The organism is Alishewanella sp. WH16-1, from assembly GCF_001441695.1.
GTDB classification, from domain to species: Bacteria; Pseudomonadota; Gammaproteobacteria; order Enterobacterales; family Alteromonadaceae; genus Alishewanella; species Alishewanella agri.
In genome coordinates, this window is the sequence record NZ_LCWL01000142.1 from 1 (window position 1) to 533 (window position 533).

General features: G+C 46.2%; 2 tRNA genes. Both read left to right on the top strand.

Annotated features, from left to right (window positions below):
• Positions 1-168 precede the first annotated feature (168 nt).
• Positions 169-245 (top strand) — tRNA-Ile (locus tag AAY72_RS14805).
• Between the two features lie 92 nt (positions 246-337).
• A tRNA-Ala gene (locus tag AAY72_RS14810) sits at positions 338-413 on the top strand.
• Positions 414-533: the final 120 nt, after the last annotated feature.

Below are 533 nucleotides of genomic sequence, written 5' to 3' on the forward strand. Positions count from 1 at the left end.
ATTGCATGAGATAGAGCAAACAGTGTTAAGCCATGTGAGTGGTGATAACGAAGGATGTTTGGTTTAGCGCAAGGCGCAGGCTGAGCGAGTGAGGGAGTGTACGAGGTGTACATGACCGAGCGAGTGAAGAATGCAACGCAGCGATAAGGCAAACAGACAAGTTAGCATTGGTCTGTAGCTCAGGTGGTTAGAGCGCACCCCTGATAAGGGTGAGGTCGGTAGTTCGAGTCTACTCAGACCAACCAAATTTCGCTTTATGCGTCGTTGCTTCCCTACTCGCATACCTAAGTATGCTTCTCAGGAAAGCGCCTTGCCTAAAACGAAATTACTTTGATTTGGGGTTATAGCTCAGCTGGGAGAGCGCCTGCCTTGCACGCAGGAGGTCAGCGGTTCGATCCCGCTTAACTCCACCACTACTTAAAGCGTTACGCTGATAATGATTGCTCAAAAAATTCAAATCAAACTGTTCTTACGAGAAAGTGATTCTTAGAAGAATGATTTGATTTGAGTTTATCTCAAACTGCTCTTTAACA